Raw genomic sequence first — 20,143 nt, forward strand, 5'->3', positions numbered from 1 at the left:
TCACAGAGCCCGATAGCGCGTTTGACGACGAATGGCATTATCGGCAGCGGGGTGATCAATGCAGGCGTTTGCGGCACATCAGCAGGGCCATTTTTGCCGTATCCGGGCGTTCGACAATGCCCTTCTCGGTGACGATGGCGTCGATGAGATCAGCAGGTGTCACGTCGAACACCGGGTTGAACGCATCGACGTCGGCCCCCACGCGTTTGCCGCCAACCTCAAGCAATTCGCGGCCGTCGCGTTCTTCGATGGGGATGTCGTCGCCACTGGCCAGGTTCATGTCGATGGTCGAGCTCGGCGCCACGACCATGAAGCGCACGCCGTGGTGCATGGCCGCGACCGCCAGCTGGTAGGTGCCGATCTTGTTGGCGACGTCGCCGTTGGCGGTGATGCGGTCAGCGCCGACGATGACCCAGGTGATGCCTTTGGTTTTCATCAGGTGCGCGGCGGCGGAGTCGGCGTTGAGGGTGACCGGGATGCCTTCGTTGACCAATTCCCACGCGGTCAGACGGGAGCCCTGCAGCCAGGGCCGGGTTTCGTCGGCATAGACACGCTCGATCATGCCTTCCAGGTGTGCCGCGCGAATCACGCCGAGCGCCGTCCCGAAGCCGCCTGTGGCCAGCGCGCCGGTGTTGCAGTGGGTCAGCACGGTCTGCAGATTGCCCTGATGCTTGCGGATCAGCTCTGCCCCCAGTTGCGCCATGGTCAGGTTGGCTTCGCGGTCGCTCAAGTGAATGGCCACGGCTTCGGCTTCCATGGCCTTCAGGGGATCTTCGTGATCCTTGAGGCGATACAGGCGCTCGCGCATGCGGTTCAGCGCCCAGAACAGGTTGACCGCCGTGGGCCGGGAATTGGCCAGCAGGTCGAAGTCCTCCTCCAGAGCCATCTGCCAGTCACCGCCTTCGGCGAGCCGATCAACCACCGCCAGGACGATGCCGTAGGCCGCACTGATGCCAATCGCCGGCGCGCCGCGCACGACCATCGTGCGAATGGCTTCGGCTACGCCTTCAGCACTGGTGTAGGGATGCCAGGTTTCTTCGAAGGGCAAGACCCGCTGATCCAGGAGATACAACGTGCCGTCCCGCCAATCGATTGCCTTTACCTTCTCCGCAGCCAGTAATCGATCGCGCATTGCACACCCCACTTGATGAATTTTGAAAAGCTTGCCGCCACAGCGACGGTGCAAAGAAGCAAATCGCCAGCACCTTAAAAAGCCGCCGATTATAGCGAGCCGCCTGCGAAGACGCTCGGGTATACTTCGCCGTCCCCGTAATAAGCCATTGGATGCCCGCCCCATGCCCCATTCCGCTGCCCCGCTCGACCTGTTGTTGCTGCCGGACTGGCTGGTACCGGTCGAACCCGCCGGCGTTGTGTTGCAGCAGCACGGGATCGGCATTCGCGACGGCCTGATCGTTTATATCGGTCCGCGCGCCGAGGCCCTGCGCCAGCCGGCCATCGAGGTGCGCGAGTTGCCGGGCATGCTGCTCAGTCCCGGGCTGATCAACGCCCACGGCCATGCGGCGATGACCCTGTTCCGCGGGCTGGCGGACGACCTGCCGTTGATGACTTGGCTGCAGGATCATATCTGGCCGGCCGAGGCGAAGTGGGTCGACGAGGATTTCGTCCGCGACGGCACCGACCTCGCCATCGCTGAACAGTTGAAGGGCGGCATCACCTGCTTCTCCGACATGTATTTCTTCCCGAAGGTCGCGTGCGAGCGAGTGCACAACAGTGGCATTCGCGCACAGATCACCGTGCCGGTGCTGGACTTCCCGATACCCGGCGCGCGCAACAGCGACGAATCCCTGCACATCGGCATCGAGCTGTTCAACGATCTGGCCCACCACGACCGCATCAAGATCGCCATGGGGCCCCACGCGCCCTACACCGTCAGCGACGAGAACCTGGAGAAGATCCGGGTCATCGCCGATGAACTGGACGCGATGATCCAGATGCACGTCCACGAAACCGCCTTTGAAGTGCACGACGCCGTTCAGCAACGTCAGGAACGCCCCCTTGCGCGGCTGCATCGCCTGGGCCTGCTGGGCCCGCGCTTTCAGGCGGTGCACATGACCCAGATCAGCGATGACGACCTCGCGATGCTGGTCGAGAGCAACTCCAGCGTCATCCACTGCCCAGAATCGAATCTGAAACTGGCCAGCGGCTTCTGCCCGGTCGAGCGCCTGTGGCAGGCCGGGGTCAACGTCGCCATCGGCACCGACGGCGCGGCCAGTAACAACGACCTGGACCTGCTCGGCGAAACCCGCACCGCCGCGCTGCTGGCAAAAGCCGTTGCCGGCTCGGCCACCGCGCTGGACGGCCACCGTGCACTGCGCATGGCCACGCTGAACGGCGCCCGCGCCCTGGGCATCGACGATCACACCGGCTCGCTGCAAATCGGCAAGGCCGCCGACATGGTCGCGTTCGACCTGTCAGGCCTTGCGCAACAGCCGGTCTACGATCCGGTGTCACAACTTATTTATGCAACGGGTCGCGATTGCGTGACGCACGTCTGGGTCGCTGGCAAGCCATTGCTGCAGGACAAACGCCTGACCCGCATGGACGAAGAAGCGCTGACCCGGACCGCCAAAGCCTGGGGCAACCGCATCGCGGCTGACAAAGCCTGACCCATTGAGCGCCGCCACGGTCAGATACCGTGCCCGGACACCGAATTCAAGTTTCAGAGGATCACACATGAGCAACGTCGACAACGCCGAAATCGCCAAATTCGAGGCCCTCGCCCATCGCTGGTGGGACCGCAACAGCGAGTTCAAGCCCCTTCACGACATCAATCCGCTGCGCGTGAACTGGATTGACGAACGGGTGAATCTGGCGGGCAAGAAGGTCCTCGACGTCGGCTGTGGCGGCGGCATTCTGAGTGAGGCCATGGCCTTGCGTGGCGCGACCGTGACCGGCATCGACATGGGCGAAGCACCGCTGGCCGTGGCGCGACTGCACCAGCTGGAATCCGGCGTGAGCGTGGAATACCGGCAGATCACCGCCGAAGCGCTGGCCGAAGAAATGCCCGAGCAGTTCGATGTCGTGACCTGCCTGGAAATGCTGGAGCACGTGCCGGACCCGTCGTCGGTGATCCGTGCTTGCTACAAGATGGTCAAGCCGGGCGGTCAGGTGTTTTTCTCCACCATCAATCGCAACCCGAAGGCCTACCTGTTCGCCATTATCGGCGCCGAATACATCATGAACCTGCTGCCGCGCGGCACCCATGACTTCAAGAAATTCATCCGCCCTTCCGAGCTGGGCGCGTGGAGCCGCGATGCCGGGCTGCAGGTCAAAGACATCACCGGTCTGACCTACAACCCGTTGACCAAGCACTACAAGCTGGCCTCGGACGTCGACGTCAATTACATGATCCAGACACTGCGGGGAGTCTGAGCCATGCGCTTGAGGGCAGTTCTCTTCGACATGGACGGCACGCTGCTCGACACCGCGCCGGACTTCATCGCGATCTGCCAGGCAATGCTGGCCGAACGCGGCTTACCGCCGGTGAACGACAAGCTGATCCGCGACGAGATATCCGGCGGTGCCAGGGCGATGGTCTCGGCGGCGTTCGCGATGCCCCCCGAGGCGGCGGAATTCGAGGCGCTGCGCCTGGAATTCCTGGCGCGCTATCAGACCGATTGCGCGGTGCACAGCAAACTGTTCGACGGCATGGCCGAATTGCTGGCCGACATCGAGAAAGCCAGACTGATCTGGGGCGTGGTGACCAACAAACCGGTTCGCTTCGCACAGCCGATCATGGAGCAACTGGGTTTGTCGGAGCGTTCCGCGGTGCTGATCTGCCCGGACCATGTGACCAAGAGCAAACCCGATCCGGAGCCGCTGCTGCTGGCCTGCAAGATGCTCGGTCTGGACCCGGCCAGTGTGCTGTTCGTGGGCGATGACCTGCGTGACATCGAATCCGGTCGCGACGCAGGCACCAAGACCGCCGCCGTGCGCTATGGCTACATCCATCCCCAGGACAACCCCGATCACTGGGGCGCGGACGTGGTGGTGAATCACCCGACAGAGCTGCGCCGAGTGCTGGACGATGCGTTGTGCAGTTGCTGAGGCGACAGTCCGCAACCAAATCCTTCACTGCGCCCATTTAGACATTAGAAAGGAGCCGCCATGTTCAATTACTCCGCCCGCCCCGACCTGCTCAAAGGCCGGGTGATTCTGGTGACCGGGGCCGGCCGTGGCATCGGCGCCGCTGTCGCGAAAACCTATGCAGCCCACGGCGCGACGGTCTTGCTGCTGGGCCGGACCGAAGCGAATCTGAGCGCGCTGTATGACGAGATCGAGGCTGCCGGGCATCCGCAACCGGTGGTCGTCCCGTTCGATCTCGAGACTGCCCTCCCCCGTCAGTACGACGAGCTCGCCGCGATGATCGAAGCAGAGTTCGGCCGCCTGGACGGCATCTTGCACAACGCCTCGATCATCGGCCCGCGCACGCCGGTCGAACAGCTCACCGGTGAGCAGTTCATGCAGGTGATGCACGTTAACGTCAACGCCACGTTCATGCTGACCACCGCCTTGCTGCCGTTGCTCAAGCTTTCGGGCGACGCGTCCATCGCGTTCACCTCCAGCAGCGTCGGGCGCAAAGGCCGCGCATACTGGGGCGCCTATGGCGTGTCCAAGTTCGCCACCGAAGGGCTGATGCAGACGCTGGCCGACGAGATCGATGGGCTTGGTTCGCTGCGCGCCAACAGCATCAATCCGGGCGCAACCCGCACCGACATGCGCGCCCAGGCATACCCGGCGGAAGATCCGACCAACAACCCGACGCCGGAAGAGATCATGCCGGTGTACCTGTACCTGATGGGCCCGGACAGCATCGGCATCAACGGACAGGCACTGGATGCCCAGACCCGCTGAACCGAGTGATGCTGACGCGGTTGGCTCACCAAGGCGAGTGACTGCGCAGCGCCGCGCTGCAACGCTTTTATCCGCTGAAGGGACGGGCGTAGACGTGACGGTCAGCCTCGGTTGCTCGACGCTGCCGCCGGGCGAATCGCCCGACAGCATGGTGCAACGTGAAGACACGGCCCTGTACGCCGCCAGGCGCAAGGGCCGCCACCGCCTGGACATGGCGGGCTGAGGGATCAGGCGCGGGCGGGGATCCGGTGTTCACGGACCGAGCCGCTGCCTTCCTGAGATCGTTCCAGCGTCATGCACCGTTCCAGGAACAGGAACATGTACTCGTAGCTCTTGCAGACCGCCATTCGCAGGTCGCTTTGCAATTGCTCGCTGGGGTTGTTGCCGGCCAGGGTGCAGATGATTTCCAGCGCTTCCCAGGGGTGGGAATCGTCGTACTGCGCGTGCATCTTCAGCCACTTCATCGCCCGCTTTCGTGTGTCCGGCGGGAACATGTCCGCGTAGGTGTCCTGGGAACAGACAACGGCCGACCATTCACCGGTGGCGCCTTCGATGGCGTAGTTGGTCGCCGCGATGGCCACCACCAGCGAATCCGACGAACAGCTGTGCCAGCACCAGTGATTCAGGGCGTGAAGTTCCGACGGCACCCGCTGCGCCTGCAAGTCTTCCAGGCTCACCCCGTGGGCGGCGCTCCAGTTGACCCAGTAGTCGGCGTGGTTGAGTTCGACCCGAATGTTGCGCATCAACCATCGTCGCGCCATGTCTTCACCCGGGTGTCGGGCGAATCGGGTCTTGGTCAGGTTATGCGCCATATAGACCGCGAACTGTTCGACGACCGGCCAGCCACCAATCAGGTACTGGCGCATGGTCTTAGAACTGAGCCGCCCGTCACGCATGCGTTGATAAAGTTCATGCCCTACCACCTTGGCCTTGGCGTCACTGCAATCTTCAATCAATTGCTGTGCCCAAGCGGGGTAACTGCTGGCATCCATCAGCGGACCGGTTCTAATGAACATATCGATCACTGTGTAGCTCCTTATATGAGTTGCTTAATGGTGTGTTCAGCGAAAAGTCCCGGGAGCGCTGAACAACAGTGGGGTCTGCCTCGCGGGCCGTGCGTGCAGACATTCACAGGTGAATAATTGCGGTCGCTCGATAACGTACCCCTGAGCGTAGTCCACACCGATTTCCAATAACGCCTGCTCTATCTGAGGGCTCTCGACGAACTCGGCGATCGTCTGTTTGCCCATTACGTGCCCGATATGGTTGATCACTTCTACCATCGCCCGGTTGACCGGATCGTCGAGCATGTCCTTTACGAAGCTCCCGTCAATCTTCAGAAAATCCACAGGCAAGTGCTTCAAGTAAGCGAATGACGACATGCCTGCACAGAAGTCATCCAGAGAGAAACGGCATCCCAGACCTTTGAGTTCATTGATGAACCGAATGGCGCTGCCCAGATTGGCGATCGCACTGGTTTCGGTGATTTCAAAACAGATAAGTTCAGGGGGGATTGCGTAGATCTGGAACTGCTGTCGCAAATACTCGAGGAAGGCGTCGTCGCCAATGCTGCTCCCGGACAGGTTGATCGCACACACGGCCATTGGCCCTTCGCGGTGTCCGGACTTGAGGCACTCGGCGATGATCATGAAGACGTGCTGCACGACCCAGCGGTCCAGGGTGGTCATCATGCCGTAGCGCTCGGCGGCGGGGATGAAACTGTCGGGCAGGATCATGCGCCCGGACTCGTCGCGCAGCCGCAGCAGAATCTCGATATGGCCGTGGCGTTGCTCGGCATTGCGACCCAGCGCTGCAATTTCCTGGGAATACAGGCAGAAGCGGTTCTCTTCGAGGGCCATGTGCAGGCGCTGGATCCACGCCATCTCGCCGAAGCGGGTGGACAGATCGGAGTCGTCGTCGTGGTAGACCTGAACCCGGTTGCGGCCTTTTTCCTTGGCCATGTAGCAGGCCATGTCGGCGGCGCGCAGCGACGTCTCAAGGGTGGTCGGGACGTCGTCGATGTGCACCAGACCAATGCTGACGGTGGTGACAAACGGCCGGCCTTTCCAGACAAAATGCAGGCTTTCCACAGTTTGGCGCAGGCTCTCGGCCACTCGCTCGGCGGCCTCCGGCGCGCAGTGTTCAAGGAGGATGCCGAACTCGTCGCCGCCCAGACGTGCCAGCGTGTCGCCTTCGCGCACGCCCTGTTGCAGCAGCGTGCAAATGTGCCGCAGCAGTTCATCCCCCGCAGCGTGACCGCTGGTGTCGTTGACCAGCTTGAACTGATCGAGGTCCAGAAACATCAACGCGTGCCGCGCCGGCTGTTCGGTCAGGCCGTTGAGGGCCAGTTCCAGGCGGTATTCGAACTCGCGGCGGTTGGTCAGACCGGTCAGCGCATCGTGGGTCGCCTGCCAGGACAAATTGGCGATGTACTGCCGCTCCTGGGTCATGTCATGCAACACCAGCACCGCGCCGCTGACTTTGCCTTCGGTGCGAATCGGCGAGCCGACTAGCGCGACCGAAACGGTGCTGCCGTCCAGGCGTTGAATCAGTCGTGAGCTTTCACTGCCGCCGCCCAGATTGCCGCTGAGCATGCGCTCGATCAGGGTCGAGGTGTCTTTCTGGTCATTCTCGTCGAGCAGGCTGAACAGCGCCGCCAGCGGCAGACCGGCTGCCTGCTCGTTCTTCCAGTGGGTCATGAGCTCGGCGGCGGGGTTCATGTAGACGATGGAGCCGTCGACATCGGTGGTGATGACGCCATCACCGATGGACTCCAGGGTAATCTGCGCGCGTTCTTTTTCCATCTGCAGCGCAATCGCAAAGCCGTGGCGCTGCTCCAGCAGTTTATGGGTGCGCAGCAGGGCGAGGATGATCAGGCACAGCGCGGTGGCGAGGTTGACCACCAGCAGAATCCGCAGGATGACCCGCGAGCCCTCGCCCAGCGCGTCGCTGAAGGCCATGGCCGCCGGCGTGACGCCTTCGTTGATAGCACTGATGCGCTGGCGCCAGCCCATGACTTCACTGTTGGTGACATTGCCTTCCTGAATCCGCGCGTGCATTTCGCGGGCGACTTCATCCAACTGCACCAGATAGTTGTCACCGACCTTCCACAGGTCGATGGCCTTCTCGAGATAGCTGAAGTGCTGAAAATTCAGGTAGAGCCAGATGATGCTCTGGGCATCGTCGGGATGGTTACCACCCTGCAGAATCCCCGCAGTAGCGCGCGCGATGTCGGGCACCGGCTGATCCATCGCCAGGCGCAAGTCATGCCCGCCCTGGGGAATGGCAATCGCTTTCTGATATTTCAGGTAATTGATGTCATCTCGACTGTTGGCGTAGAGATTCAGGTAATAAATGGCGTCCTTCTGGCCCTTCGACCACAGGCTCTCGCCGCCAATGTAGCTGCGGACCGCCGACATCATGTACAAGCTGACGCAGCCGAGCAGTGCCTGTAACAGCACGACGGCGATAAATGGCCAGACGATGCCCAGAAGACGAGGCTTCTCGAGAATCCGCTTTTGCTTCATGGTGTCCCTTTGATCAGCACTGCCAGATACTCATTCCCCCTTCACCAGGCAACCTTCCTGGAGCCTGAGGGACTTCGCTAATTTCCACGATGCAGCAGACAATCTCTCACATCTTTTACAAGACGTAACCAGCCATTTGAGTGCGGAGACGTAAATATGACGCTTTTCACATTTTCAGTGATTGCCATGGGAGAGCATAGCCCGAGGATTGACGTGGTCCAGTGGCGATACGCCATTTCAGTGTGGCGGCTCTAAAACCCGTCGCGCTGTGTCACACCTGTTGCAGGTGTCCGTAGAGCCTGGCGTACAGCCCGCCGTCTGCAATCAGTTGCTGGTGATCACCGTCTTCGGCGATCCGCCCGCCATCGAACACCAGTACACGGTCCGCCTGTTTCACCGCCGACAGTCGGTGGGCAATGATCAGCGTCGTGCGGCCACTGAGAAACCGGTTGAGCGCCTGGTGCAGGTTGTACTCGGTGGCGGCGTCCAGCGCAGAGGTGGCCTCGTCGAGAATCACCACCTTGGGATCGGCCAGCACCATGCGCGCAATGGCCAGCCTTTGGCGCTGGCCGCCGGACAACCGAACACCCGAGCGCCCGACCACGCTGTCCAGCCCCAGCGGCAGCGCGCGGATCGTCGCATCCATCTGGGCGATTTCCAGCGCCTGCCAACAGGCCCTGTCGTCCTGCTCCCGGCCCATCAACAGGTTGGCGCGGACGGTGTCGTTGAACAGCGCCGGATGCTGCAAGACCACGGCGACGTTCTCGCGCACGGTGTCCAGGCCGATCTCCTGCAAGCTTGAGCCACCAAACCGGATGAGACCGGATTTCGCGGTGTAGAGCCCGAGCAGCAACTGCACCAGGGTGCTTTTGCCACCGCCGCTGGCGCCGACGATCGCGACTTTTTCGCCGGGATTGATCGACAGGTCTAGCTGATCGAGGACCAACTCGTCGTTGTAGCCGAAGCTCAGCCCGCGGACGTCGATGCTCACCGTCTGCCGACCCGCGAACGGATTGCTCTGCCCCGGATACTGAGGCTCGTCCGCGCGGGCCAGCAGTTCGTTGATGCGCGTCAGAGCACCGCCCGCCGCGTAATAGGCGTACTGCAGATTCAGCAGTTGTTCGACCGGACCGATCATGAACCACAGGTAGCTGAACACCGCGAGCATGTGGCCGATGGACAGGTCGGAGAACAGCACCGTGAGCATCGCGGCAGCGCGGAAAATGTCGATGCCGAATTGAAACAGCAGCCCGCTGGCCCGGCCCGACGCGTCGCTCTTCCACTGGGACGACACCGCGTAATCGCGCACTTCCCGGGCACGCAGGCCGAGCAATCCGAGGAAATAGCCCTGACGGTTACTGGCACGGATCTCCTGAATACCCTCGAGGGTTTCGGTCAGCGCCTGGGTGAAGCGTGAGGTGCTGTCGTTTTCCAGTTTCTTGAGGTGCTTGACGCGCTTGCCAAGCTTCACCGTGGCGAACACCACCAGCGGGTTGAACAGCAGGATCAGCAGCGCCAGTTGCCAGTGCATCCACATCAAGATCGCAGCGGTCCCAGTGAGGGTCAGCATCGCCACGAGAAACTTGCTCAGCGTCTCGCCGACGAATTTGTCCACGGTGTCCAGATCCGTCACCAGATGCGCGGTGACCGTGCCAGTGCCCAGGCTTTCGTATTCGCTCAGCGAGATCCGCTTGAGCCGCTCGATCAGGCGCGTGCGGATGCGATAGACGATGTCCTTGGCGAGCCCGGCGAACAAGCGCGACTGGATCACGTTGAACACCAGCGCCCCCAAACGCAGACACAGTGTCGCCACCAGCATCAGACCGATATAGCCGACGGGCTTTTGCAGACTGTCCGGCAAAAACTGATTCATGAAGACGAGTGCCGAATTACCTTTGCCCAGCAGCACTTCATCGACCAGCAAGGGCAGCAGCAGCGGGATCGGCACCGAGCAGAGCACCGCCAGGACCGCGACGCCATTGGCCACCCACAGCGCCTTCTTGTGCTGCAGCGCGAGGCGCCTGATCTGCGCCCAGTTCAAGCGGTCAGCGACAGGAGGTTCATTAGCCGGTGCAGCGGGATGGCGATGTTCCAGATCAGGGACGTCAGGCACTGGCGTTGCGCTCCAGCCAGCGACCCAGCAAAGGCCCGAGGACCTCCAGGGGTTGATAGCCGTTGGTCAGCAGCGCCAGTTGGCCGTTGCGCTCGGCGAGCATCGTCGGGAAACCCGCGATGCCCAAGTCCTGAACCCAGGAAAAATCCGACGCGGTGGCCGTGTGCTGTTCGACGCTGTCGAAGGCTTCGGCGAACTCGATGCGCGGCAAACCGGCTTTTTCGGCGAGTTCGGCCAGCACCGAGCCGTGGGTCACGTCGCGACCGTGAAGGTAAAAGGCCTGCTGGATTTCTTTGACCAGCCGCCAGGCGACGTCCGGTGCCAGGCTGCGCGCCGCAACGATGGCCCGGCAGGCGGGCGCAGTGTCGTAGACGAAACCGTCGGGCAAGGCATCCTCGAAACGGAACGTCTGGCCCGTGGCCTCGTGCACCGCTTGCCAGTGTTCAAGAATGTAACGTTTGGTCGTCGGTTCCAGCGCCGCGCCACTGCCGGTGCGCAATCCGCCCACCACCAGATGCAACGGCACCCCCGCCGCTCCCGCCTGCTCGACCAATGCTTCGGCCACCGGAGAAAACCCCCAGCACCAGGAACACATCGGGTCCATCACGTACAGCAGGCGGGTGGACATGGTTCAGGCCTCGTTGCTTGGGGTTTCAGTCGCCTGGCCGTCGAGCGCACGGTAATTGCGACCGATAGGGTGCGGCTGATTGCGCGCCTTCGCCAGCTCGATCTGCTTTTGCCGGTCGATGGCGCTGCGGCGGGTTTTCTCGCTCAGCGAATCCCAGCAGTGCGGGCAACTGACGCCCGGCGAATAATGCTCGCTGGCCCGGTCTTCTGCGCTGATCGGCGTGCGGCAGGCATGGCATTGATCGTAGTCGCCTTCGGTCAGGTCGTGGCGGACCGTGACGCGATTGTCGAACACGAAGCAGTCGCCCTGCCAGCGGGTTTCTTCCTCGGGCACTTCTTCCAGGTATTTGAGGATGCCGCCCTTGAGGTGATAGACCTCTTCAAAGCCTTCACCGAGCATGTAGCTGGACGCCTTTTCACAGCGAATGCCGCCGGTGCAGAACATCGCGACCTTCTTGTGCTTCGCCGGATCGAAGTGGGCCTTGACGTACTCCGGAAATTCGCGGAAGGACGTGGTTTTGGGGTCAATCGCGCCTTCGAAGGTGCCGATGGACACTTCGTAATCGTTGCGCGTGTCGATGAGCAGCACTTCAGGGTCGGCGATCAGCGCGTTCCAGTCCTTGGGATCGACATAGGTGCCCACCGCCTTGTTCGGGTCAACGCCCGGGACGCCCAACGTCACGATCTCTTTCTTGAGTTTGACCTTGGTGCGGTAGAACGGCTGGTCGTCGCAGTATGATTCCTTGTGGTCGATGTCGACCATGCGCGGATCGTTCTTCAGCCAGGCCATCAGGCCGTCGATGCCCTCGCGGCTGCCGGAGACCGTGCCGTTGATGCCTTCTTCAGCGATCAGCAAGGTGCCTTTGATGCCGTTGTCGACCATCGCCTGCAGCAGGGGCTCGCGCAGTGCGACGTAATCGGAAAGGGTGACGAATTTGTACAGCGCCGCAACGACGATGGGGGCGGTTTGGGTCATGTAGCGTCTCCAGGTGGTGACCCTCGCAAAGGGCCTACCGGGTGAATGATTCAGATGAACGCGTGCCGACCGGGCAACGCGGCGCGGATTCTATCAAGAATCGAACGTGGGCAGGCAGGCGGGTTGATCAATCGTCTCAATCACCCTGCTCATCTATCAAGAACATCGGCATCTGCCTCACAGACGCCTCAAAACCTGGGCACGAATGGTGGGTATACCGGCCATCGACGGGGTGGTCTCGGAGGCAACCCTCGCGGATTCGACGACCGCAGAAACGAATTTCAACGCGGCGCTGGCACAGGCCTCGAAGCTGGCTGCAGATCTGACGTGAAGGGTGGTTAGCATGAGGCAGAAACAAACCTAACGAATGTTAGGTAGCCTATTGACGTCTACGGTTTTCGCGCCTAAGGTTTGCCTACCTAACAAACGTTAGGTGAACATTCTTCCACCACAGGACGGCGCCATGACAACCAAATTGCAGCTATTCACCTCTCCTTCGGCGTTTCCCAACCCCCAGCGACTGCGCCTGTTCATGCACGAAAAGGGCATCGCCGATCAGTTCGATGAAACCATCTATGACATGGCGCCCGGTGGCGAGCAACGCGGCTGGCGTCACCTCAACATGAACCCATGGGGAGAAACCCCTACGCTCCAGTTGGCGGATGGCAGCTATATTTCCGAAACACCGGCCATCGCCCGTTTTCTCGACCAGTCCTACCCAGGCCGCAAGATCATGGGCGAAAGCGCGCTGGAACAAGGCCTGGACAACATGTGGGATAACCGCATCTGGGTGCATATCCTGTATCGGATCGTCACGGCTTTTCACGTCTTGCACACCGGGCTCGGCTTCAAGCTGGAGCTGACGAAGAATGAGGCATGGGGTGAGCACTGCCGCAAAGAGGCACTGATGCACGCCGCCCTGGTGAATCGTCATCTGGCTGACGGTCGCGAGTGGCTGCTCGGCGGTGCCGAACCCACGTTTGCCGACATCACGCTGGCGACCGCGATTGCCTTCTCCAAATTCCCGGTGAACGCAACCCCGCTGGACGAGCGTTTCGAGCACCTGTACAGCTACTGGCAGCGCTGGCAGAAACGCCCGGCCTTCCAGGCCGCCTACGCTGATCGCAGCAGTGGCATACCGGAGCTGGATTCGCCTTCCGCGTGATACGTCCGTAGGGCAAGTCATGATCTGTGAGGACGGTTGCAGGGACTTTTGCTTTAAGATCGCCGGTTCCACTGCAACTCGTCCGACCCAGGAAAGGCACGACAATGAGCATCAACGCCCGCGAAGCCATACTTCTGGCCGCCCGAAACATTGCCCAGTCACAGGGTTACAACGGACTGAATTTTCGCGACCTGGCCCAAGCGGTTGGCATCAAGCCAGCCAGCATCTACTACCACTTCCCGAGCAAGGCTGACCTGGGCATTGCCGTTGCCAGGCGGTACTGGCAAGACGGTGCGGCGGCGCTGGAGACGCTTTCTGAGGAGACGCCGGATCCCGCTGAAGCACTGCGTCGTTTTCCAGAGATCTTTCGTCGCTCGCTGGAGGCCGGCAACCGGCTGTGTCTGGCCAGCTTCGTGGGAGCGGAAACCGATAATCTGCCCACGGCCATGGCCGAGGAGATTCAGGCTTTTGCTCAGGTGAATACAGACTGGCTGCGCCGACAGCTTGTCGCCGCCAACTGCTGCGAGGCAACCGACAGCGACGTCCGCGCGCGCGCCATTTTTTCCGCCGTCGCGGGGGCCCAGCTCATCGCAAGAAGCCGGTCAGACATCACGCTGTTCGATACGTTGATCGAGGCCTATCGCGCTTATGGCCCCTTACCGGCTTGATAGCCGCTTGCCCCCGAAGCCTGCAGCAAGGCCTGCTTCGGGGGGCAGGCGTCAGTCATGCCCACCTGCACAGGTCGGTGAAGACGGCGCCGAGCCGAGCTTCGCCCATTCCTCCGGTGTGTAGGTGTGCAGCGCCAGAGCGTGGAACTCACCCATCAGGCCACCGAGCAGGCCGTAGACCTCCTGGTGACGCTTGACCGCGTTGAGGCCGGCGAACTGCTCGCTGACCACCACCGCCTTGTAGTGAGTGTCCGTGCCGCGACTGTGCATGTGGCTTTCATTGAGCACATGAAGGTACTCGGGCTGAAAGACCGTCAACGCGGATTCGATTCGCTGTTGCATGCTCATGTCAGGCTTCGCTTATGGCTTCTTGGCAGGAGCGGCCGGTGCAGCTGGCTTGGCGCCGGCCGGGGTCAGTTCCTTGGTCATGTCGGCGAGCAGCTTGTTGACCACAGGCACCGCGCTTTCCAGTTTGCTCTGGGTCAGCTGGAACGACTGCTGGCTGATCTGCGGCATCTTCGCCTGGACTTTCTGGCCCAGTGGCGACTGATAGAAGGCAACCAGGTCTTTCAGCTCGCTTTCGGTGAAGTTCGAGGTGTACAGCTTGACCATGTCAGGCTGCAGTTTTGGCCAGCTGATCACCTGATCCAGCGCGGCGTTGGCCTTGCCCTGATAGGTTTCGAGAGTGGCTTGCTTGGACGCAGGTGCTTTGGTTTCAGCGAAGCGCTGAGCGAACATCTGCTGGACTTGCATGTAAACCGGCGCACCCAGTTGATCGGCGTGAGCCAGTTTGAGGAACGCTACAGCACTGGCTTCATGGCTGGCGGTATCGGCAAGAACCTGGCCGCTGGCACATACCAGAGCAACCGCAGCACAAATGGCACGAAGACGGGTCATCGAGTTTCCTTATCTAGCAGGCGAGGCAGAACCCCAAGGCCGGCCATTCTGCGCCCCTTTGCGCATTTCCCTCAACCCCCGACCCTACGAGCGGTTATCCCGCAGGCGTGACGCCCTCGCCCGCACGAAGGTTTAAGGCGACCGGCCCGGGCGTTTTGTCGCACACTGTGCGCACCTGTTCGACCGCACAGCAGCCACGGGGAACCCACCGACTCCCCCGGTTACTAAACTGCGCCAATCGATCTTAAGGAGAGAGTCCAGTGAGCCGTACCGAAACCGACAGCATAGGTCCGATCGACGTCCCCGAAGACGCTTACTGGGGGGCACAGACGCAACGATCCCTCATCAACTTCGCCATTGGCCAGGAGCGCATGCCGCTGCCGGTATTGCACGCGCTGGCGCTGATCAAAAAAGCCGCTGCGCGGGTCAATAATCGCAACGGCGACCTGCCGGCCGATATTGCCAACCTGATCGAGCAGTCCGCTGACGAGGTGCTGCAAGGCCAGCTCGACGATCAGTTTCCCCTGGTGGTCTGGCAGACCGGCAGCGGCACCCAGAGCAACATGAACGTGAACGAAGTCATCGCCGGCCGTGCCAACGAACTGGCGGGTGGCGTTCGCGGCGGCAAATCGCCGGTTCACCCCAACGATCACGTCAATCGCTCGCAAAGCTCCAACGACTGCTTCCCCACCGCGATGCACATCGCGGCGGTGCAAGCGGTGAAAGAGCAACTGCTGCCGGCGATCGCCGAACTGTCCAGTGGTCTGTCCGAGCAGTCCTCGCGGCACATGAAACTGGTGAAAACCGGCCGCACGCACATGATGGACGCCACGCCGATCACCTTCGGCCAGGAGCTCTCGGCCTACGTCGCCCAGCTCGATTACGCTGAAAAAAGCATCCGCGCCGCGTTGCCTGCGGTGTGCGAGCTGGCCCAGGGCGGCACCGCTGTCGGCACCGGCTTGAACTCGCCCCACGGATTCGCCGAGGCCGTTGCCGCCGAATTGTCCGCGCTGTCCGGCCTGCCCTTCGTCACCGCACCGAACAAGTTTGCCGCGCTGGCCGGCCATGAGCCCCTGACCGCCCTGTCCGGCGCGCTGAAAACCCTGGCCGTGACCCTGATGAAGATCGCCAACGACCTGCGCCTGCTGGGTTCCGGCCCACGTGCGGGCCTGGCTGAAGTGAAGCTGCAGGCCAACGAACCGGGCAGCTCGATCATGCCGGGCAAGGTCAACCCGACCCAGTGCGAAGCGCTGTCGATGCTGGCGTGTCAGGTGATGGGCAACGACACCACGATCACCTTCGCCGCCAGTCAGGGCCACCTGCAGCTGAACGTGTTCAAGCCGGTGATCATCCACAACCTGTTGCAATCGATCCGCTTGCTGGGCGATGGCTGCCGCAACTTCAACGAGCACTGCATTGCCGGCATGGAACCGGATGCCGCCAAGATGGCCGAGCATCTGGAACGCGGCCTGATGCTGGTGACCGCGCTGAACCCGCACATCGGCTACGACAATTCGGCGCAGATCGCCAAGAAAGCCTACAGCGAAGGCTTGACCCTGCGCGAAGCGGCGCTGCAGCTGGGCTTCCTCACCGACGCCGAGTTCGACGCCTGGGTGCGTCCGGAAAAAATGCTCGAGGCTGGCAGCAATGGCTGAATCCATCAGCGGCGCCACGCCACTGGAAGGCTATGGCAAACGCATCCTGATGATCATCGGCACGCCGAAAAGCATCAGCCTCGGCCACGCGCTGGGCGAGGCGTATGCCCAGGGCGCGCGCAGCAAAGGTCATGTGGTGCGGGTGCTGAAGCTCGACGAAATGGATTTCGACCCGGTGCTGCGCGGTGGCTATGAGTCCGCCCAGACCCTGGAACACGATCTGCTTGAAGCCCAGCGCGAGGTGCATTGGGCACAGCATCTGGTGTTTGTGTATCCGGTCTGGTGGGGCGGTTTGCCGAGCCTGCTCGGTGGATTCTTCGACCGGGTGTTCATGCCCGGTTTTGCCTTCAAGGCCCATGGCAGGCACCACCCTTCGAACGAGCTGCTGAAGGGCCGGACGGCGGAATTGCTGGTGACCATGGACACGCCGTCGCGGTATTTCCGCTGGGTCTTCAAGGCCCCTGCCCATCGGCAGATGGTCAGAACCATCCTTGAATTCTGTGGGATCAAGACCACACGCCTGACGGAGTTCTCGCCGGTGCGCACCTCTACCGAGGAGCAGCGTCAGCAGTGGATTCATCAGGCCGAGGCGCTGGGGAAGCGCTAAATCAAGTGCCTGCACTTCCAAAAACGGGGAAGCGGAGGTGCAAGTTGATGGAACCGTTAAGAACGCTACTATTCAAATGATCTGACTCACATTGTGGCGGCGCCTGTCGCCCATTCAGATCATTCGCGTACCAACCCAATGCCCGGAGAAGGCTATGTTAAGCAAGCGTGAACAAGATCCAGCCCCCACTGTTCGTTTTCGCAGCGACCGCGTTTCCCGTGTCAATGGCCTCTACTTCTTCAGCACCCGGGAAAACACCCTCGAAGGTCCGTTCATGAGCAAGGAAGACGCTGCACGGGAAACCGAGGTCTATGTCCGTCGCATGCAGGCGGCCAGCGCGTATCAGCCACGCATGCCCTCCTCGCTCAACGGCTGACCGATCCCGCCTTTAGGAATGATTGCGGCGAAACGTCTCTTCGCCCATTGCTGCAATCTGTCCGTCGATCAGTGCATCGAACGGACGCAACAAGCCCTCGAATGATGTCTCCGGCTCCAGCGTGTGCAGCGCATGGACGATGGCCTCCAGCGTCGACAACGCGTCGGGCCCCGGCGCCTTGCGCAATCGATAGCGTGAAGGTGGCGCGTCCGTCAGCACGACCCTGGGCAACGCCGCCAGCAAGGGGTTGAGGTGCAGCAACTTGCGCGCCTTGCGCCAGGTGCCATCAGGCACGACGAGCAGCAGGGGCACTCCGTCGGCACGGCTGGCTGTCAGCGCCACGGCCTCCTCCCCCGGGAATAGCAGACACGCTCGATAACCGGGCCGGCTCAGCCATTGCGTCAGATCCTCGAACACCTCCCCCACGTGCAACTCCGCATTCTCAAGGCCCAGGGCTGCCAGGCGCGCCGTGTTGAGCGCGTGATTGACCTCACTGGGATGCTGCAAAATCAACACTCGCGTCCGGCTGCCCAACGCGGGAATCAGCGCACACAGGCAATGATTGGTCGGACGCAGGCAGCGTTCGCAGCGGGCACGGGACATCGTCGGTTTCCTACAGTGGATTGAGCTGCGCTTTAAGCAGATCACGAAAGGTCTGAATCAGCGGCTCACGGCTGCGCCCGCGGCGCAGGATCATCGAAAACGGCGCCTGATAGCCAAAGGTTGCCGGCAGCAAGACCCGCAGGTGCCCGGAATCCACCCACGATTGCGCGTAGTGCTCGGGCAAGTAACCGATGTAGGCGCCGGACAGCACCAGAATCAGCTGCGCCTCCATACTCTCGACGGTCGCGGCGCTGTGCTTGAAGCCGTGACGGGCGAGTTCGGCCTGGCTCCAGTAGCCGCGTCCGACCATGCGCTGTTGAGTGATGACGGGCTCGGGAATGCGCCGCTCGGCATACAGCGTGTGGCGATTGCTGCAATACAGCCAATGCTGCTCGCGGTACAGCGGCTGATAGAGCAGGCCATTCATGCGCGTGGAAAACGATCCGATCGCCAGGTCCAGCCGGTTGTCCAGCACGCCCAACTGCAATTCGTAGGGGCTCATCACCGCAAGGTGCAAATGCACGGCCGGATGCTCCGCACTGTAGGCGCCGATGACTTCCGCAAAGGGCAATGCGCGGTCACTGACCGTCGAGTCCAGCACGCCGAGATTGAGCGTGCCGCGCAGCTCGCCCTTGAGCGCAGCGGCGTAGAGCTCGAAGCCTTCCAGTTCGCCGAGCAGGCGCAGGGTTTCCTGATGAAACAGCTCGCCCTTGCTGGTCAGGCTGAACCCGCCACGCCCGCGATGACAGAGCACGATGCCGAGCGCGGCTTCAAGCTGGCTCATGTAGGTGCTGATCGCCGAGGTCGACAGATTGAGTTCTTGCTGAGCGCTGGCAAAGCCCTGATGGCGCACGACACAGGCGAAGATGCGCAGCAATTTGAGGTCGGGAAGCGCGCTGGGCATGGGGTTTCCAGGATGGTTTTCCGCGCAGCTTACCCGATACTTCAGGAATATCTGAACTAAGTATTTCGCCTGACGGATTGTTCGCGGCGGGTCCGGTCAACAGAATCGGCTCCATGCCGGAAGCTTGCTTCCGCCCCTTTTGCTTACCACCGATGAGGCATTCCCGTGGACAAGATTTTCCATCAACCACTGGGCGGCAACGAAATGCCGCGCTTCGCCGGCATCGCCACCATGATGCGCTTGCCGCACCTGCAAACCGCGGCCGGGCTGGACGCGGCGTTCGTCGGCGTGCCGCTGGACATCGGTACGTCCCTGCGTGCCGGCACCCGCTTCGGCCCACGGGAAATTCGCGCCGAATCGGTGATGATTCGCCCTTACAACATGGCCACCGGCGCCGCCCCTTTTGACTCCCTGTCAGTGGCGGACATCGGCGACGTGGCGATCAACACGTTCAATCTGCTGGACGCCGTGCGCATCATCGAAGAGGCCTACGACGGTTTTCTCGAGCACGGCATCATCCCGCTGACCCTCGGCGGCGATCACACCATCACGCTGCCGATCCTGCGCGCCATGAAGAAGAAACACGGCAAGGTGGGGCTTGTGCACATCGACGCCCACGCGGACGTCAACGATCACATGTTCGGCGAGAAGATCGCCCACGGCACCACCTTCCGCCGAGCGGTGGAGGAAGGTCTTCTGGATTGCGATCGGGTGGTTCAGATTGGTCTGCGTGCCCAGGGCTATACCGCCGAAGATTTCAACTGGAGCCGCAAGCAGGGGTTCCGCGTGGTCCAGGCCGAGGAGTGCTGGCACAAGTCGCTGGCGCCGCTGATGGCCGAAGTGCGCGAGAAGGTGGGCGGCGGTCCGGTGTACCTGAGTTTCGACATCGACGGCATTGACCCGGCCTGGGCGCCGGGCACGGGTACGCCAGAGATCGGCGGGCTGACTACCATTCAGGCCATCGAAATCATCCGTGGGTGCCAGGGGCTGGACCTGATCGGCTGCGACCTCGTCGAGGTCTCGCCGCCCTACGACACCACCGGCAACACCTCGTTGCTGGGCGCCAATCTGCTCTACGAAATGCTCTGCGTGCTGCCCGGCGTCGCGCACCGCTGACAGCGGGACTGGAGGGGTTGCTTAATGGGACCAG

At 61.9% G+C, this 20,143-nt stretch carries 21 protein-coding genes and 1 pseudogene; 12 read left to right on the forward strand and 10 right to left on the reverse strand.

Going from position 1 to position 20,143, the window contains the following annotated elements:
* Positions 1–55: 55 nt before the first annotated feature.
* A complete protein-coding gene (gene mtnA, locus IFT99_RS17210; protein WP_192133795.1) occupies positions 56–1,132 on the reverse strand; it encodes an S-methyl-5-thioribose-1-phosphate isomerase in 1,077 nt (358 codons plus the stop codon).
* Positions 1,133–1,295: 163 nt separating this feature from the next.
* Here mtnA and IFT99_RS17215 point away from each other — a divergent pair, with 163 nt between their 5' ends.
* The 5 genes from IFT99_RS17215 to IFT99_RS26885 all read left to right on the forward strand — a co-directional run bounded on the left by IFT99_RS17215 (position 1,296) and on the right by IFT99_RS26885 (position 5,098).
* On the forward strand, positions 1,296–2,627 hold the full coding sequence (locus IFT99_RS17215; protein WP_192133797.1) for a TRZ/ATZ family hydrolase: 1,332 nt from the start codon (positions 1,296–1,298) through the stop codon (positions 2,625–2,627).
* 67 nt (positions 2,628–2,694) lie between these two features.
* Entirely contained in the window at positions 2,695–3,393 is a 699-nt protein-coding gene (gene ubiG, locus IFT99_RS17220; protein ID WP_192133799.1) for a bifunctional 2-polyprenyl-6-hydroxyphenol methylase/3-demethylubiquinol 3-O-methyltransferase UbiG, read from the forward strand.
* Between the two features lie 3 nt (positions 3,394–3,396).
* Positions 3,397–4,068, forward strand: a complete 672-nt coding sequence (gene mupP, locus IFT99_RS17225) for an N-acetylmuramic acid 6-phosphate phosphatase MupP (protein WP_192133801.1) — start codon at positions 3,397–3,399, stop codon at positions 4,066–4,068.
* A 60-nt stretch (positions 4,069–4,128) separates the two neighbouring features.
* Positions 4,129–4,875 carry a YciK family oxidoreductase gene (locus IFT99_RS17230; protein ID WP_192133804.1) on the forward strand — a complete coding sequence of 249 codons (747 nt, stop codon included), beginning with the start codon at positions 4,129–4,131 and terminating at the stop codon, positions 4,873–4,875.
* The gene (locus tag IFT99_RS26885; RefSeq protein WP_192133811.1) at positions 4,859–5,098 is read left to right on the forward strand and encodes a diguanylate cyclase domain-containing protein; all 240 of its coding nucleotides are present in this window, start codon (positions 4,859–4,861) and stop codon (positions 5,096–5,098) included. The genes IFT99_RS17230 and IFT99_RS26885 overlap by 17 nt, the downstream gene beginning before the upstream one ends.
* Before the next feature lie 4 nt (positions 5,099–5,102).
* Here the strand turns inward: IFT99_RS26885 and IFT99_RS17240 are convergent, their stop codons facing one another.
* From IFT99_RS17240 to trhO, 5 genes are all read right to left on the reverse strand, one after another.
* Positions 5,103–5,900, reverse strand: coding sequence for a TenA family transcriptional regulator (locus IFT99_RS17240; RefSeq protein WP_065992963.1), 798 nt, complete (start codon positions 5,898–5,900; stop codon positions 5,103–5,105).
* 36 nt (positions 5,901–5,936) lie between these two features.
* On the reverse strand, positions 5,937–8,402 hold the full coding sequence (locus IFT99_RS17245; RefSeq protein ID WP_192133813.1) for an EAL domain-containing protein: 2,466 nt from the start codon (positions 8,400–8,402) through the stop codon (positions 5,937–5,939).
* Between the two features lie 271 nt (positions 8,403–8,673).
* On the reverse strand, positions 8,674–10,497 hold the full coding sequence (locus IFT99_RS17250; protein WP_192134055.1) for an ABC transporter ATP-binding protein: 1,824 nt from the start codon (positions 10,495–10,497) through the stop codon (positions 8,674–8,676).
* A 10-nt stretch (positions 10,498–10,507) separates the two neighbouring features.
* On the reverse strand, positions 10,508–11,143 hold the full coding sequence (locus IFT99_RS17255) for a DsbA family protein (protein WP_192133815.1): 636 nt from the start codon (positions 11,141–11,143) through the stop codon (positions 10,508–10,510).
* A 3-nt stretch (positions 11,144–11,146) separates the two neighbouring features.
* Positions 11,147–12,118, reverse strand: a complete 972-nt coding sequence (gene trhO / locus IFT99_RS17260; protein WP_192133817.1) for an oxygen-dependent tRNA uridine(34) hydroxylase TrhO — start codon at positions 12,116–12,118, stop codon at positions 11,147–11,149.
* Positions 12,119–12,305: 187 nt separating this feature from the next.
* Here trhO and IFT99_RS26590 point away from each other — a divergent pair.
* The 3 genes and pseudogenes from IFT99_RS26590 to IFT99_RS17270 form a co-directional block, all read left to right on the forward strand.
* Positions 12,306–12,449 (forward strand): annotated as a pseudogene (locus IFT99_RS26590) (FMN-dependent NADH-azoreductase); the annotation flags it as partial.
* A gap of 132 nt (positions 12,450–12,581) precedes the next feature.
* Positions 12,582–13,283 carry a glutathione S-transferase family protein gene (locus tag IFT99_RS17265; RefSeq protein WP_192133819.1) on the forward strand — a complete coding sequence of 234 codons (702 nt, stop codon included), beginning with the start codon at positions 12,582–12,584 and terminating at the stop codon, positions 13,281–13,283.
* Positions 13,284–13,387: 104 nt separating this feature from the next.
* Positions 13,388–13,951, forward strand: coding sequence for a TetR/AcrR family transcriptional regulator (locus tag IFT99_RS17270; RefSeq protein ID WP_065992951.1), 564 nt, complete (start codon positions 13,388–13,390; stop codon positions 13,949–13,951).
* 51 nt (positions 13,952–14,002) lie between these two features.
* Here IFT99_RS17270 and IFT99_RS17275 read toward each other — a convergent pair whose 3' ends face one another.
* Complete coding sequence (locus IFT99_RS17275; protein WP_192133821.1) at positions 14,003–14,299, reverse strand: BolA family protein; 297 nt, start codon at positions 14,297–14,299, stop codon at positions 14,003–14,005.
* A gap of 12 nt (positions 14,300–14,311) precedes the next feature.
* Entirely contained in the window at positions 14,312–14,848 is a 537-nt protein-coding gene (locus IFT99_RS17280; protein ID WP_065992947.1) for a DUF2059 domain-containing protein, read from the reverse strand.
* A 260-nt stretch (positions 14,849–15,108) separates the two neighbouring features.
* Between IFT99_RS17280 and IFT99_RS17285 the strand changes: the two genes are divergently transcribed.
* The 3 genes from IFT99_RS17285 (at position 15,109) to IFT99_RS17295 (ending at position 17,486) form a co-directional block, all read left to right on the forward strand.
* A complete protein-coding gene (locus IFT99_RS17285; RefSeq protein ID WP_192133823.1) occupies positions 15,109–16,503 on the forward strand; it encodes a class II fumarate hydratase in 1,395 nt (464 codons plus the stop codon).
* Entirely contained in the window at positions 16,496–17,110 is a 615-nt protein-coding gene (locus IFT99_RS17290) for an NAD(P)H-dependent oxidoreductase (protein ID WP_192133826.1), read from the forward strand. Before IFT99_RS17285 ends, IFT99_RS17290 begins: the two co-directional genes overlap by 8 nt.
* A gap of 154 nt (positions 17,111–17,264) precedes the next feature.
* Positions 17,265–17,486, forward strand: a complete 222-nt coding sequence (locus IFT99_RS17295; RefSeq protein ID WP_192133827.1) for a DUF6316 family protein — start codon at positions 17,265–17,267, stop codon at positions 17,484–17,486.
* 12 nt (positions 17,487–17,498) lie between these two features.
* On the opposite strand, the gene IFT99_RS17300 is transcribed toward IFT99_RS17295, so the two are convergent.
* Positions 17,499–18,089 (reverse strand): tRNA-uridine aminocarboxypropyltransferase, encoded by a 591-nt coding sequence (locus IFT99_RS17300; protein WP_192133829.1) that lies wholly within the window; start codon positions 18,087–18,089, stop codon positions 17,499–17,501.
* Between the two features lie 10 nt (positions 18,090–18,099).
* Positions 18,100–18,993, reverse strand: a complete 894-nt coding sequence (locus IFT99_RS17305; protein WP_192133831.1) for a LysR family transcriptional regulator — start codon at positions 18,991–18,993, stop codon at positions 18,100–18,102.
* Positions 18,994–19,158: 165 nt separating this feature from the next.
* Between IFT99_RS17305 and speB the strand changes: the two genes are divergently transcribed.
* The gene (gene speB, locus IFT99_RS17310; RefSeq protein ID WP_065992936.1) at positions 19,159–20,109 is read left to right on the forward strand and encodes an agmatinase; all 951 of its coding nucleotides are present in this window, start codon (positions 19,159–19,161) and stop codon (positions 20,107–20,109) included.
* Positions 20,110–20,143 lie beyond the last annotated feature (34 nt).

Origin of the sequence: Pseudomonas sp. CFBP 8772, from assembly GCF_014841665.1 — a bacterium.
In the GTDB taxonomy this organism is placed as follows: domain Bacteria; phylum Pseudomonadota; class Gammaproteobacteria; order Pseudomonadales; family Pseudomonadaceae; genus Aquipseudomonas; species Aquipseudomonas graminis_B.

Coding starts and splice junctions, on each gene's coding strand:
- mtnA (WP_192133795.1), bottom strand. CDS start 1,132: ATGCGCGATCGATTACTGGCTGCGGAGAAGGTAAAGGCAATCGATTGG.
- IFT99_RS17215 (WP_192133797.1), top strand. CDS start 1,296: ATGCCCCATTCCGCTGCCCCGCTCGACCTGTTGTTGCTGCCGGACTGG.
- ubiG (WP_192133799.1), top strand. CDS start 2,695: ATGAGCAACGTCGACAACGCCGAAATCGCCAAATTCGAGGCCCTCGCC.
- mupP (WP_192133801.1), top strand. CDS start 3,397: ATGCGCTTGAGGGCAGTTCTCTTCGACATGGACGGCACGCTGCTCGAC.
- IFT99_RS17230 (WP_192133804.1), top strand. CDS start 4,129: ATGTTCAATTACTCCGCCCGCCCCGACCTGCTCAAAGGCCGGGTGATT.
- IFT99_RS26885 (WP_192133811.1), top strand. CDS start 4,859: ATGCCCAGACCCGCTGAACCGAGTGATGCTGACGCGGTTGGCTCACCA.
- IFT99_RS17245 (WP_192133813.1), bottom strand. CDS start 8,402: ATGAAGCAAAAGCGGATTCTCGAGAAGCCTCGTCTTCTGGGCATCGTC.
- IFT99_RS17255 (WP_192133815.1), bottom strand. CDS start 11,143: ATGTCCACCCGCCTGCTGTACGTGATGGACCCGATGTGTTCCTGGTGC.
- trhO (WP_192133817.1), bottom strand. CDS start 12,118: ATGACCCAAACCGCCCCCATCGTCGTTGCGGCGCTGTACAAATTCGTC.
- IFT99_RS17265 (WP_192133819.1), top strand. CDS start 12,582: ATGACAACCAAATTGCAGCTATTCACCTCTCCTTCGGCGTTTCCCAAC.
- IFT99_RS17270 (WP_065992951.1), top strand. CDS start 13,388: ATGAGCATCAACGCCCGCGAAGCCATACTTCTGGCCGCCCGAAACATT.
- IFT99_RS17275 (WP_192133821.1), bottom strand. CDS start 14,299: ATGAGCATGCAACAGCGAATCGAATCCGCGTTGACGGTCTTTCAGCCC.
- IFT99_RS17280 (WP_065992947.1), bottom strand. CDS start 14,848: ATGACCCGTCTTCGTGCCATTTGTGCTGCGGTTGCTCTGGTATGTGCC.
- IFT99_RS17290 (WP_192133826.1), top strand. CDS start 16,496: ATGGCTGAATCCATCAGCGGCGCCACGCCACTGGAAGGCTATGGCAAA.
- IFT99_RS17295 (WP_192133827.1), top strand. CDS start 17,265: ATGTTAAGCAAGCGTGAACAAGATCCAGCCCCCACTGTTCGTTTTCGC.
- IFT99_RS17300 (WP_192133829.1), bottom strand. CDS start 18,089: ATGTCCCGTGCCCGCTGCGAACGCTGCCTGCGTCCGACCAATCATTGC.
- IFT99_RS17305 (WP_192133831.1), bottom strand. CDS start 18,993: ATGCCCAGCGCGCTTCCCGACCTCAAATTGCTGCGCATCTTCGCCTGT.